At 58.3% G+C, this 13,931-nt stretch carries 9 protein-coding genes; 6 read left to right on the forward strand and 3 right to left on the reverse strand.

From position 1 onward, the window contains the following. Positions 1–26 precede the first annotated feature (26 nt). Genes rpoZ through recG form a run of 4 tightly spaced genes read left to right on the forward strand, consistent with a single transcriptional unit; the run spans position 27 to position 5,215 of the window. A complete protein-coding gene (gene rpoZ / locus ACOTXC_RS16295; RefSeq protein ID WP_000135058.1) occupies positions 27–302 on the forward strand; it encodes a DNA-directed RNA polymerase subunit omega in 276 nt (91 codons plus the stop codon). Positions 303–321: 19 nt separating this feature from the next. Then, on the forward strand, positions 322–2,436 hold the full coding sequence (gene spoT / locus ACOTXC_RS16300; RefSeq protein WP_022646616.1) for a bifunctional GTP diphosphokinase/guanosine-3',5'-bis pyrophosphate 3'-pyrophosphohydrolase: 2,115 nt from the start codon (positions 322–324) through the stop codon (positions 2,434–2,436). Positions 2,437–2,440: 4 nt separating this feature from the next. Continuing rightward, positions 2,441–3,130: a tRNA (guanosine(18)-2'-O)-methyltransferase TrmH gene (gene trmH, locus ACOTXC_RS16305; protein ID WP_032622047.1), complete on the forward strand. Its 690-nt coding sequence runs from the start codon at positions 2,441–2,443 to the stop codon at positions 3,128–3,130. A 3-nt stretch (positions 3,131–3,133) separates the two neighbouring features. After that, positions 3,134–5,215, forward strand: a complete 2,082-nt coding sequence (gene recG, locus ACOTXC_RS16310; RefSeq protein ID WP_023299014.1) for an ATP-dependent DNA helicase RecG — start codon at positions 3,134–3,136, stop codon at positions 5,213–5,215. A 3-nt stretch (positions 5,216–5,218) separates the two neighbouring features. Here recG and gltS read toward each other — a convergent pair whose 3' ends face one another. Beyond that, positions 5,219–6,421, reverse strand: a complete 1,203-nt coding sequence (gene gltS, locus ACOTXC_RS16315; RefSeq protein WP_006812438.1) for a sodium/glutamate symporter — start codon at positions 6,419–6,421, stop codon at positions 5,219–5,221. A gap of 225 nt (positions 6,422–6,646) precedes the next feature. On the opposite strand from gltS, the gene xanP reads away from it, so the two are divergent. Both xanP and ACOTXC_RS16325 read left to right on the forward strand, forming a co-directional pair. Continuing rightward, a complete protein-coding gene (gene xanP / locus ACOTXC_RS16320) occupies positions 6,647–8,038 on the forward strand; it encodes a xanthine/proton symporter XanP (RefSeq protein ID WP_421767836.1) in 1,392 nt (463 codons plus the stop codon). Positions 8,039–8,156: 118 nt separating this feature from the next. Beyond that, positions 8,157–9,851 (forward strand): AsmA family protein, encoded by a 1,695-nt coding sequence (locus ACOTXC_RS16325; protein ID WP_421767837.1) that lies wholly within the window; start codon positions 8,157–8,159, stop codon positions 9,849–9,851. Positions 9,852–9,980: 129 nt separating this feature from the next. On the opposite strand, the gene yicI is transcribed toward ACOTXC_RS16325, so the two are convergent. Next, entirely contained in the window at positions 9,981–12,299 is a 2,319-nt protein-coding gene (gene yicI / locus ACOTXC_RS16330; protein ID WP_421767838.1) for an alpha-xylosidase, read from the reverse strand. A 12-nt stretch (positions 12,300–12,311) separates the two neighbouring features. Beyond that, positions 12,312–13,703, reverse strand: a complete 1,392-nt coding sequence (locus ACOTXC_RS16335) for a glycoside-pentoside-hexuronide family transporter (RefSeq protein ID WP_063136741.1) — start codon at positions 13,701–13,703, stop codon at positions 12,312–12,314. Positions 13,704–13,931 lie beyond the last annotated feature (228 nt).

The raw sequence follows: 13,931 nt of genomic DNA on the forward strand, positions 1-13,931 counted from the left end.
TTCTTCACCTGTGGAGCATTTTAAGTATGGCACGCGTAACTGTTCAGGACGCTGTAGAGAAAATTGGTAACCGTTTTGACCTGGTACTGGTCGCCGCGCGTCGCGCTCGTCAGATGCAGGTAGGCGGTAAAGATCCGCTGGTACCGGAAGAAAACGATAAAACCACCGTTATTGCACTTCGCGAAATCGAAGAAGGTCTGATCAACAACCAGATCCTCGACGTGCGTGAGCGCCAGGAGCAGCAAGAGCAGGAAGCCGCAGAACTGCAGGCCGTAACCGCCATTGCTGAAGGTCGTCGTTAATTAAACCTGCGGGTCGCCCTTGTATCTGTTTGAAAGCCTGAATCAACTGATTCAAACCTACCTGCCTGAAGACCAGATTAAGCGTCTTCAGCAGGCGTATCTCGTTGCACGTGACGCTCACGAGGGCCAGACACGTTCAAGCGGTGAACCCTATATCACGCACCCGGTAGCGGTGGCCTGTATTCTGGCCGAGATGAAACTCGACTACGAAACGCTCATGGCCGCCCTGCTGCATGACGTGATTGAAGATACCCCTGCCACCTACCAGGACATGGAACAGCTGTTTGGCAAAAGCGTTGCCGAGCTGGTGGAAGGGGTTTCTAAGCTTGATAAGCTGAAATTCCGCGATAAGAAAGAGGCGCAGGCCGAAAACTTTCGCAAGATGATCATGGCGATGGTGCAGGATATCCGCGTCATTCTCATCAAACTTGCTGACCGCACCCACAATATGCGCACGCTGGGCTCACTTCGCCCGGATAAACGTCGCCGCATCGCCCGTGAAACCCTCGAAATCTACAGTCCGCTGGCGCACCGTTTAGGTATTCATCACATTAAAACCGAGCTGGAAGAGCTGGGTTTTGAAGCGTTATACCCAAACCGCTATCGCGTGATTAAAGAGGTGGTGAAAGCCGCACGAGGCAACCGTAAAGAGATGATTCAAAAGATCCTCTCTGAAATCGAAGGGCGCTTGCAGGAAGCCGGTATTCCGTGCCGCGTCAGCGGTCGCGAAAAGCATTTGTACTCTATCTACTGCAAAATGGTGCTCAAAGAGCAGCGTTTTCACTCGATCATGGATATCTACGCGTTCCGCGTCATCGTCCACGACTCTGACACCTGCTACCGCGTGCTGGGGCAGATGCATAGCCTGTACAAGCCACGTCCGGGGCGCGTCAAAGATTACATCGCCATTCCAAAAGCGAACGGATATCAATCTTTGCACACCTCCATGATTGGCCCGCACGGCGTTCCGGTTGAGGTGCAGATTCGTACCGAAGACATGGATCAGATGGCGGAGATGGGTGTCGCGGCGCACTGGGCTTATAAAGAGCACGGCGGCGAAAGCAGCACCACCGCGCAAATCCGCGCCCAGCGCTGGATGCAGAGCCTGCTGGAGCTGCAACAGAGTGCAGGTAGCTCGTTTGAATTTATCGAGAGCGTTAAATCCGATCTCTTCCCGGATGAGATTTACGTTTTCACGCCGGAAGGGCGCATTGTCGAACTGCCTGCGGGCGCGACGCCGGTCGACTTCGCTTACGCCGTGCATACCGATATCGGCCATGCCTGCGTGGGTGCCCGCGTCGACAGGCAGCCTTATCCGCTGTCGCAGCCGCTCTTCAGCGGGCAGACTGTCGAAATTATTACCGCGCCGGGCGCACGTCCTAACGCTGCCTGGCTGAACTTTGTCGTGAGCTCAAAAGCGCGCGCAAAAATCCGCCAGCTGCTGAAAAATCTCAAGCGCGACGACTCCGTTAGCCTGGGGCGTCGTCTGCTCAATCACGCGCTGGGTGGCAGCCGCAAACTGGCAGAGATCCCACCAGAAAACATTCAGCATGAGCTGGAGCGTATGAAGCTCGCCTCGCTGGATGACCTGCTGGCAGAGATTGGCCTCGGAAACGCCATGAGCGTGGTCGTGGCGAAGAACCTGCAACAGGGCGAAACGACAGCCGTTCCTGCTAACGCGCAAAATCATGGTCACCTGCCAATCAAAGGCGCTGACGGGGTGCTCATCACCTTCGCCAAATGCTGCCGCCCTATCCCGGGCGACCCGATTATTGCGCACGTCAGCCCGGGTAAAGGGCTGGTGATCCACCACGAATCTTGCCGTAACATCCGTGGCTATCAGAAAGAGCCTGAGAAGTTCATGGCGGTCGAATGGGATAAAGAGACAGCGCAGGAATTTATCACTGAAATCAAGGTGGATATGTTTAACCACCAGGGTGCACTGGCGAACCTGACGGCAGCGATCAACACGGCCTCGTCAAACATTCAGAGCCTGAATACTGAAGAAAAAGATGGCCGCGTTTACAGCGCCTTTATTCGCCTGACCGCCCGTGACCGCGTACATCTGGCCAATATTATGCGCAAGATCCGCGTGATGCCGGATGTCATTAAAGTCACCCGTAACCGAAACTAGCATTATGAATTCAACACGTTACGAGCGAATCTGCGAAATGCTCGCCAGGCGTCAGCCTGATCTGACGGTCTGCATGGAGCAGGTCCATAAACCTCATAACGTCTCTGCTATCGTCCGCACCGCAGATGCCGTCGGCGTGCATGAAGTCCACGCCGTCTGGCCAGGCGCACGTATGCGTACCATGGCCTCCACCGCCGCAGGCAGCAACAGCTGGGTATCCGTGAAAACTCACCAGACTATTGGTGAAGCGGTCTCGCACCTGAAAGGGCGTGGCATGCAGGTTCTGGCAACCAACCTCTCAGCTAAAGCCGTGGATTTCCGTGAGATCGACTACACCCGTCCGACCTGCATTTTAATGGGCCAGGAGAAAACGGGGATCACGCAGGAAGCACTGGATTTGGCTGACCGGGACATCATCATTCCGATGATCGGCATGGTCCAGTCACTCAACGTGTCGGTCGCCTCAGCGCTGATCCTGTATGAAGCGCAGCGCCAGCGTCAGAATGCCGGAATGTACGAGCGCAGCAACAGCATGCTGCCGGAAGAGGAGCAGCAGCGCCTGCTGTTTGAAGGTGGCTATCCGGTGCTGGCTCGCGTTGCGAAGCAGAAGAAATTGCCTTACCCCCACGTCAACGCGCAGGGCGAAATTGAAGCCGATGCCGAGTGGTGGTCCACCATGCAGTACGCAGGGTAAATCATGAAAGGCCGCCTGCTGGACGCCATACCGCTCAACAGCCTGACGGGCGTGGGCGCGGCACAAAGCAGTAAACTGGCGAAGATTGGCCTGCACACCGTGCAGGATCTCCTGCTCCACCTCCCCCTGCGTTACGAAGACCGTACTCAGCTTTATAAAATTGGCGATCTGCTGCCCGCTATTTACGCCACCGTTGAAGGGGAAGTGCTGAACTGCAACATCACCTTTGGCGGACGCAGGATGATGACCTGCCAGATCAGCGACGGCACCGGCATTCTCACCATGCGCTTTTTCAACTTCAATGCGGCGATGAAAAACAGCCTTGCCACTGGACGACGCGTACTTGCGTACGGTGAAGCCAAACGGGGCAAATACGGCGCGGAGATGATCCACCCGGAATACCGCGTGCAGGGCGATCTCAGCTCACCTGAGCTACAGGAGACGCTCACGCCGGTCTATCCAACCACCGAAGGCATTAAGCAGGCCACGCTGCGCAAGCTCACCGACCAGGCGCTGGAGCTGCTTGATACCTGCGCCATTAACGAGCTGCTGCCGCCAGAGCTGGCGCAGGGCATGATGAGCCTGCCGGAGGCGTTGCGCACCCTGCACCGTCCACCGCCAACGCTTCAGCTTGTTGATTTAGAAAGCGGTAAACATCCCGCCCAACGGCGTCTTATCCTTGAGGAATTACTGGCTCACAACCTGAGCATGCTGGCCCTGCGCGCAGGTGCGCAGCGTTTCCACGCGCAGCCATTAAGCCCGCATGATGAGCTCAAAGATAAGCTGCTGGCCACACTGCCGTTTAAACCCACCGGCGCCCAGGCGCGGGTCACCGCCGAGATCGAACGCGATATGGCGCTGAATGTGCCGATGATGCGCCTGGTGCAGGGCGACGTGGGTTCCGGGAAAACGCTGGTTGCCGCATTGGCCGCTTTACGCGCTATCGCCCACGGCAAGCAGGTGGCGCTGATGGCGCCGACAGAACTGCTGGCCGAGCAGCACGCCAACAATTTCCGTAACTGGTTCGCCCCACTGGGGATCGAAGTGGGCTGGCTGGCCGGGAAGCAGAAGGGCAAAGCACGTCTTGCGCAGCAGGAAGCTATTGCCAGCGGGCAGGTGCAGATGATTGTCGGCACGCACGCCATTTTCCAGGAACAGGTGCAGTTTAACGGCCTGGCGCTGGTCATTATCGACGAACAGCACCGCTTTGGTGTTCATCAGCGTCTGGCGCTGTGGGAGAAAGGTCTGCAACAGGGCTTCCACCCGCATCAGCTGATCATGACCGCCACGCCGATTCCGCGCACCCTGGCGATGACGGCCTATGCCGATCTGGATACCTCCACCATCGACGAGTTGCCGCCGGGCCGAACGCCGGTGACCACGGTTGCCATACCGGACACGCGGCGCAGCGACATCATTGACCGCGTGCGCAACGCCTGTACGCAGGAAGGGCGTCAGGCTTACTGGGTCTGCACCCTGATTGAAGAGTCTGAGCTGCTGGAAGCGCAGGCTGCCGAAGCCACATGGGAAGAGTTAAAGCTCGCCCTGCCAGAGCTGAACGTCGGTCTGGTTCACGGGCGCATGAAGCCTGCCGAGAAGCAGGCGGTGATGCAGTCGTTCAAACAGGGCGAGCTGCACTTACTCGTTGCGACCACGGTTATCGAAGTGGGCGTGGATGTGCCGAACTCCAGCCTGATGATTATTGAGAACCCGGAGCGTCTGGGCCTGGCGCAGCTCCACCAGCTACGAGGCCGCGTGGGCCGTGGTGCGATCGCCTCTCACTGCGTGCTGCTCTACAAAGCCCCGCTGTCGAAAACCGCGCAGATGCGTTTGCAGGTATTACGCGACAGCAATGACGGCTTCGTCATTGCGCAAAAAGATCTGGAGATCCGCGGCCCGGGCGAACTGCTGGGCACGCGTCAGACGGGTAACGCCGAATTTAAAGTGGCGGATTTGCTGCGCGATCAGGCCATGATCCCCGAAGTACAACGCCTTGCGCGTCATATTCATGAACGCTACCCCGAACAGGCGGCAGCGTTAATTGAACGCTGGATGCCGGAAACCGAGCGGTATTCCAACGCCTGACGGTCAGCCAAACATCGGCAGCATCAGGTAGAGCTTAATGACCAGCGCGTTGACGATATCAATGAAGAATGCGCCCACCATCGGCACCACCAGAAACGCCATGTGCGACGGGCCGAACCGTTCGGTGATCGCCTGCATATTCGCGATGGCCGTTGGTGTCGCTCCCAGACCAAATCCACAGTGACCCGCAGCCAGTACCGCCGCATCATAGTTTTTGCCCATCATGCGCCAGGTAACAAAGATGGCATACAGCGCCATAAACACGGCCTGTACCGCCAGGATCGCCACCATCGGCAGCGCCAGCGAGGCCAGTTCCCACAGCTTGAGGCTCATCAGCGCCATCGCCAGGAACAGCGACAGGCTGACGTTCCCCAGGACGGACACCGCGCGTTCGAAGACGCGGTAGAAGCCCATCTGCGCCAGACCGTTGCTCAGGATCACCCCGATAAACAGCACGCAGACAAAGGTTGGCAGTTCGAAAGCCGTTCCCGCCAGCCATTGCGCAACGATTTTGCCCACGGTGAGGCAGATGGCAATCATGGCGATGGTTTCAATCATCACCAACGAGGTGATGCTGCGACCAACGTCCGGTTTTTCGAACGCGGTCGGCACCATTTCATCGTCTGGTCTGCCTTCCGGCGTAGTGGAATGTTTCACCAGATAGCGCGCCACCGGGCCGCCAATCAGCCCGCCAAGCACCAGGCCAAAGGTCGCGCAGGCCATTGCCACTTCCGTTGCGTTTTCAAAGCCATAGCGTTCGATGAACAGCTTGCTCCACGCCGCGCCCGTTCCGTGGCCACCTGACAGGGTAATCGACCCCGCCAGCAGACCCATCAGCGGATCCAGCCCCAGCAGCGACGCCATACCGATGCCGATGGCGTTTTGCATCAGCAGCAGGCCCACCACGACAATCAAAAACACGCCCAGCACCTTGCCACCCGAACGCAGGCTTGCGAGGTTAGCGTTCAGGCCGATAGTGGCAAAGAAGGCCAGCATCAACGGATCTTTCAGGGACATATCAAAATCAATTTCCCAACCCATGCTTTTTTTCAGCACCAGCAGGGCCAGCGCCACCAGCAATCCACCGGCGACAGGTTCAGGAATTGTGTACTTTTTCAGAAAGGAAACACTGTGTACCAGCTTGCGACCAAGCAGAAGAACCAGCGTTGCGGCAACAAGGGTCGACAACGTATCGAGATGAATCATAAAAGGCTCCTGTTATGCGCGTGTTCCATACACACGCGGCGTTATCCTGGGCCGGGTGATGCTCGTCATGAGCCGCCGGCGCGAAAAGTGTAATTTTTTTTTCCTGTTCGTTGTAGAAAACCTGCTCACACCGGCAGATTTTCTCTCTTTTTTTTGCTGGCAATCGTTTGCTTTTACCAGGTGGTCAGCTAAAATGCCCGCTTTTCCACCGTGGGATTGCCGCCGATGTCTGTTAACACTCTGGAGTCTGCTGATGCGCAACCGATTGCGCAGAAGCAAAACAGTGAACTGATTTACCGCCTTGAAGATCGTCCCCCGCTACCTCAAACCCTGTTTGCCGCCTGCCAGCATCTGCTGGCGATGTTCGTTGCGGTCATCACGCCGGCTCTGCTGATTTGTCAGGCGCTGGGGTTACCGGCGCAGGATACGCAACACATCATCAGTATGTCTCTGTTCGCTTCCGGTGTAGCCTCCATCATTCAAATTAAAGCCTGGGGTCCGGTGGGTTCGGGGTTGCTGTCGATTCAGGGCACCAGCTTTAACTTTGTGGCGCCGCTGATCATGGGCGGTACGGCACTGAAAACCGGCGGCGCAGATGTCCCGACGATGATGGCGGCGCTATTCGGCACCCTGATGCTGGCAAGCTGCACAGAGATGATCATCTCCCGCGTTCTGCACCTTGCGCGCCGGGTGATCACCCCGCTGGTCTCCGGCGTGGTGGTGATGATTATCGGCCTGTCGCTGATTCAGGTGGGTCTGACCTCCATCGGGGGCGGCTACGCGGCAATGAGCAACCATACCTTCGGCGCGCCGAAAAACCTGCTGCTGGCAGGCGTGGTGCTGGCGATCATTATTCTGCTTAACCGCCAGCGTAACCCGTACCTGCGCGTGGCTTCGCTGGTGATCGCCATGGCGGCCGGTTACCTGCTGGCGTGGGCGCTGGGCATGCTGCCGGAAAACACCACCCCAACCAACAGCGCGTTGATTACCGTGCCAACGCCGCTCTACTACGGCCTGGGCATTGACTGGAGTCTGCTCCTGCCGCTGATGCTGGTCTTTATGATCACCTCGCTGGAAACCATTGGCGATATCACTGCCACCTCCGACGTGTCCGAGCAGCCGGTCTCCGGCCCGCTGTACATGAAACGTCTGAAAGGCGGCGTGCTGGCGAACGGACTGAACTCGTTTGTCTCGGCGGTGTTCAACACATTCCCGAACTCCTGCTTCGGCCAGAACAATGGCGTGATCCAGTTGACCGGCGTGGCCAGCCGCTACGTGGGCTTCGTGGTGGCGCTGATGCTGGTGGTCCTCGGCCTGTTCCCGGCGGTGAGCGGGTTTGTGCAGCACATCCCTGAGCCGGTCCTGGGCGGCGCGACGCTGGTCATGTTCGGTACCATCGCGGCCTCCGGCGTGCGTATCGTCTCCCGCGAGCCGCTGAACCGCCGCGCAATCATGATTATTGCGCTGTCTCTCGCCGTAGGACTTGGCGTCTCCCAGCAGCCGATGATTTTGCAGTTTGCCCCGGACTGGGTGAAAAACCTGCTCTCTTCCGGCATCGCCGCGGGCGGTATTACCGCTATCGTGCTGAATCTCATTTTCCCGCCTGAAAAGAACTGATCCCCACACGGCAGGCTGTCAATGCCTGCCGTGACATCTCTTTACACCATTCCCGCCTTGAGCATTGCGCATAAATCGTGCATAACACCCTTATGTGCGTTTCGCGGGAAGGAAGACCATGAAATTTATTGGAAAGCTGCTTATCTATCTTCTGGTAGCCCTGCTCATTGTAGTGCTCGCCTTTTATTTTCTGCTCCAGACCCGCTGGGGCGCATCGCAGGTCAGTAGCTGGATCACGGTGAATACCGATTACGAGCTCAACTTTGACCTGATGGATCACCGCTTTTCATCCCCTTCTCACATCCTTCTGGAAAACGTTACCTTCGGACGAGATGGCAAACCGGCCACGCTGGTCGCTAAAAAAGTGGATATTGGCTTAAGCAGCCGCCAGATCACCGACCCGCTGCATATGGACGCCATCACCCTGTTCGATGGCACGCTGAATTTATCTCCACAGACGGCGCCGCTGCCGTTCCAGGCCGATCGTCTGCAACTGAATAACATGGCCTTTAACAGCCCGAATACGGAGTGGGATCTCAGTGCGCAAAAGGTGACCGGTGGCGTCAGCCCGTGGCAGCCCGAGGCGGGGAACGTACTGGGGAAAAATGCGCAAATCCAGATGAGCGCCGGGTCGCTCACGCTCAACGGCATACCGGCCAACAACGTGCTGATTCAGGGACAACTCAACGGCAAAGAGGTGGTGCTGAATACCATCGGTGCCGATATGGCGCGCGGCTCGCTTACGGGGTCGGCTCTGCGTAATGCCGACGGTGGCTGGGTTATCGACACCCTGCGTCTGAATGAGATACGCCTGCAAAGCGACAAATCGCTGCTGGATTTCTTCGCCCCTCTCTCCACCCTGCCTTCGTTACAGATTGGGCGGCTGGAAGTGACCGATGCCCGTCTACAGGGGCCAGACTGGGCGGTAACCGACCTCGATCTTAGCCTGCGTAACCTCACCCTGAGTAAAGGTGACTGGCAAAGCCAGGAGGGACGGTTATCCATGAACGCCAGCGAATTTATCTACGGCTCGCTGCATCTTTTTGATCCTATCCTGAACGCGGAATTCTCCCCGCAGGGCATTGCGCTGCGTCAGTTCACTTCCCGCTGGGAAGGGGGCATGGTGCGCACCTCCGGCAACTGGCTGCGCGACGGGAACGCGCTGGTGCTGGACGACGTTGCCATTGCCGGGCTGGAATATACGCTTCCGGAAAACTGGAAAACGCTGTGGATGGATCCGCTCCCGGCATGGCTGAACAGCGTGACGCTGAAAAAATTCGGCCTGAGCCGCAACCTGGTGATCGACATCGATCCGGCGTTCCCATGGCAGATCACCTCCCTCGACGGTTATGGCGCTAATCTGCGGCTGGCGCAAGACCACAAGTGGGGCGTGTGGGGCGGTAACGCAACCCTGAACGGGGCGGCAGCAACCTTTAACCGCGTCGACGTGCGACGCCCGTCGCTGGCGCTGAATGCCAACGCCGCAACGGTAAACATTACCGACCTGAGCGCCTTTACCGAGAAAGGGATCCTGGAAGCGACCGCCACCGTGTCACAGCTGCCACAGCGACAAACCACCGTGAGCCTGAACGGGCGCGGCGTACCACTCAACGTCTTGCAGCAGTGGGGCTGGCCAGCGCTGCCGATTACGGGCGACGGCAATATTCAGCTCACCGCCAGCGGCAGCGTGCAGGCGAATGCGCCGCTGAAGCCGACGGTGAACGGGAAGCTGAGCGCGGTAAATATGGATAAACAGCAGGTGCAGCAGACGATGACCGGCGGGATGGTGTCGGCGGTGGCTCCGGCACAGTAAAAAGCCGGGTGGCGGCTTCGCCTTACCCGGCCTACGAGGTTTTGGTTCCCTCTCCCCGTGGGTGAGGGCATCAGACCGCATAATTACCGTAGGCCCGGTAAGCAAAGCGCCACCGGGCATTTTTCCAGCTCAGAGGTGGATCACCACCTCATCCCCCTCGGCTTTCACCACCACACCCCACTCGCTGCCCGCATGTGAACCGCCTTTCACGCCGCCAACCTTTTGCACGTTGCGCAAGCACACCGACCAGTTTTGCGCATCTCCCGCGCCGGTAAAGGTCACGACGTCGCCCTGACGTGACGCCTTCAGCGTAAACACCACAGAACCGTCCGCCGCAGGCACTTCGCTAACCGCCGTTGCGCCATCGCTCAGGTTGAAGAGCTGGAAGGCTGTCCCCTCGTGCCACGCATAGTCCGGCTTCTGGTTATTATTGCCGAGCGCCAGCAGCGTGTTGTCGCGCACATAGACCGGCAGGCTCTGGAAATCGTGCTGCTGCTTATACCAGCGGCTGCCCTCGATTTCATCGTTGTGCCACAGGTGCGTCCAGCGCCCTTCCGGCAGCCAGAACTGCACGTCGCCCACCTCGGAGAACACCGGCGCCACCATCATTGAATCCCCCAGCATGTACTGGCGGTCAAGGTAATCGCACGCCGGGTCGTCCGGGAACTCCAGCATCATCGCCCGCAGCATCGGCGTGCCGAACTCGCGGGCCAGCGCAGCCTGACGATACAGGTACGGCATCAGCTGGCATTTCAGCTGGGTGAAGTGGCGCACCACGTCGCAGGACTCGTCATCGTACGCCCACGGCACACGGTAGGATTTGCTGCCGTGCAGGCGGCTGTGGCTGGAGAACAGCCCGAAAGCGCACCAGCGCTTATAGACGTGCGCCGGAGCGGTGTTTTCAAACCCGCCGATATCGTGGCTCCAGAATCCGAAGCCGGACAGCCCAATCGACAGCCCGCCGCGCAGGCTTTCCGCCATCGATTCATAGTTGGCGTAGCAGTCGCCGCCCCAATGCACCGGGAACTGTTGCGCACCCACGGAGGCAGAACGGGCAAACAGCACCGCCTCTTCTTCTCCCACCGTCTCTTTCAGCACGTTCCACACCAGTTCGTTGTAGATGTAGGCGTAATGGTTGTGCATCTTCTGCGGATCGGAACCGTCAAACCACTGGACGTCCGTCGGGATACGCTCGCCGAAGTCGGTCTTGAAGCAGTCGACGCCGATCTCCACCAGGCCTTTCAGCTTGTCGGCGTACCACCGGCACGCGTCCGGGTTGGTGAAGTCGTAGATCGCCAGCCCCGGCTGCCATTTGTCCCACTGCCACAGGGAGCCGTCCGGGCGCTTGAGCAGGTAGCCCTTCTCTTTCAGCTCACGGAAGATCGGCGATTTCTGGCCGATGTACGGGTTGATCCACACGCAGACCTTCAGCCCTTTCTCTTTCAGGCGGCGGATCATCCCTTCCGGGTCGGGGAAGGTCACCGGGTCCCACTCAAAATCGCACCACTGGAAGGCTTTCATCCAGAAGCAGTCGAAGTGGAACACGTGCAGCGGCAGGTCGCGCTCGGCCATGCCGTCGATAAAGCTGTTGACCGTCGCTTCGTCGTAGTTAGTGGTGAAGGAGGTGGTCAGCCACAGGCCGAACGACCACGCCGGCGGCAGCGCCGGACGCCCGGTGAACTGCGTATAGCGGTTTAATACCTCTTTTGGCGTCGGGCCGTCGATCACGAAGTACTCCAGATACTCCCCTTCCACGCTGAACTGCACTTTGGACACTTTCTCGGAGCCGACTTCAAACGAGACATTTTCCGGGTGATTCACCAGCACGCCATAACCACGGTTGGTCAGGTAGAACGGGATGTTTTTGTAGGACTGCTCGGTGCTGGTGCCGCCGTCGCGGTTCCAGGTTTCGACCGTCTGACCGTTGCGCACCAGGGCGGTGAAGCGCTCGCCCAGGCCATACACAGTTTCCCCCACGCCCAGATCCAGACATTCAAACACATAGTTGCGATCGGTGTTGGTATCCTGCACGTAGCCGTTGTTTTTCAGCTGGCTGCCGGTAATGCGCTGGCCGTTGCGCAGGAAATCCAGCGCCCAGAACTCGCCTTTGGTGACGCGCACGCTGACGCTGCCGCTTTTCAGCTCGGCAAACTCGGCGTTGTTTTCAATCTCAACTTTTACATCCTTCAGAACGTTCAGCGGATAGTGCGGGCCGTTGTTCAGCGCGCCCTGGAAGTGCTCAATGCGCACCCCGATAATCCCTTCCTGCGGAGCAAACAGGCGCACCGTGAACATCAACGTGTCGAGCTGCCAGGTGCGTTCGCGCACGTCACGCGGCGCCACATACACCACCAGGTCATTGCCCTGCTGCTCCACGTCGAACACCTGTACCGGATACGTCACGTTAAGGCCCGGTTGGATAAGCCAGTTTCCATCACTGATTTTCATGCTTACGTCCTCTTAGTTCTGCAATTCTTTACTGACCGGCAGGTTTTCAAACTCCTGCTGATTGCGGCGCGCACCCTGCGCCAGCTCGCGCAGGATTTTGGTCAGGAAGGGGGTTTTCAGCGTGTAGTAGCGTCTGGCGATGATGGCGCTCAGCACGTAACAGATCGCCGGTGCCAGGGTAAATAGACCGATAATGATGCTGATGGTCGCGCTGTTCTGGGTTTTGGCTGCCGCGTCGTAGCCGCCGCCTGCCAGCATCCAGCCGATCATCGCCCCGCCCAGCGCCAGGCCGAGTTTCAGCACGAACAGCGTGCCCGCAAAGCTGATGCCGGTCAGGCGTTTGCCGTTGGTCCATTCGCCGTAGTCGACGGTATCGGACATCATTACCCACTGAATCGGCGTCACCAGCTGATGCAGCACGCCGATAACGAAGATGAAGCCGAACATCAGCACGGTGGCATGCATCGGCACGAAGAACATCGCCACGCTGACCACCGCCAGCGCGGCGTTGGTCCACCAGAAGATGCTGACCTTGCACTTCCAGTCGGTGAGCGGTTTCGCCAGCGCCGAGCCAATCAGGTTGCCGACGCAGTAGGTGGTCAGGAACGCGACGAACACCTCCGGCGAGCCCATGATCCAGGTGCAGTAGTACATCATCGCGCCGCCGCGCACGCAGACGGCGAGAATGTTGAGGATGGTCAGCACGCCGACGATACGCCATTGGTCGTTTTGCCAGATATCACGCAGATCTTCACGCATGGAGGTAGTACTCGGCGGCACCTGGATGCGCTCTTTGGTGGTGAAGAAGCAGAACGCCAGCATCAGGAACGCGACCACCGACAGCACGGCGATCCCGCCCTGGAAGCCGAACGCCTTATCGTCGCCGCCGATCAGGTTCACCAGCGGCATCATCAGCACCGTGGAGAGCATGCCGCCCGCCGTCGCCAGCACAAAGCGCCAGGACTGAAGGGAGATACGCTGCGTCGGGTCGTTGGTGATCACCCCGCCCAGCGCGCAGTACGGGATGTTGACCACGGTATAAAGCAGGGTCAGCAGCGTGTAGGTGATAGCGGCGTAAACCATTTTGCCGTTGAGGCTGAGGTCCGGCGTGGTGTAGGCCAGCACGCAGACGATGCCGAACGGAATGGCGCCGAACAAAATCCACGGGCGGAACTTGCCCCAGCGGCTGCGGGTGCGGTCGGCAATCAGCCCCATGCACGGGTCGGAGATCGCATCCAGCGCGCGGGCCAGCAGGAACATGGTGCCGACAAACCCGGCGGGAATACCAAAAATATCGGTGTAGAAAAACATCATATAAAGCATGACGTTATCAAAAATGATGTGGCTGGCGGCGTCTCCCATGCCGTAGCCAATCTTCTCTTTTACTGACAGTACTTCGCTCATATTTTTATCCTTCACGCTGTAGGGGGCGCTGAGACCGGTTGCATTGGTTTTAAACCATTGTTTCAGGAGCGGGTATTGCGTTTTCTGGTTAAGAGATTACGTTTCTTGTTTTTTGTGATCGGGATAAAAGTTGATGAGCACGAAATGCTAACCTGAGGATTTTCTTAAGAATTAGCTGAAACAGGGGGATTCAGGTCAAAAGAGAGGTGAAAAAAGTGGTGTGGGGTA

It is taken from the genome of Enterobacter cloacae complex sp. IR5428 (assembly GCF_049238585.1).
Lineage (GTDB): Bacteria > Pseudomonadota > Gammaproteobacteria > Enterobacterales > Enterobacteriaceae > Enterobacter > Enterobacter intestinihominis.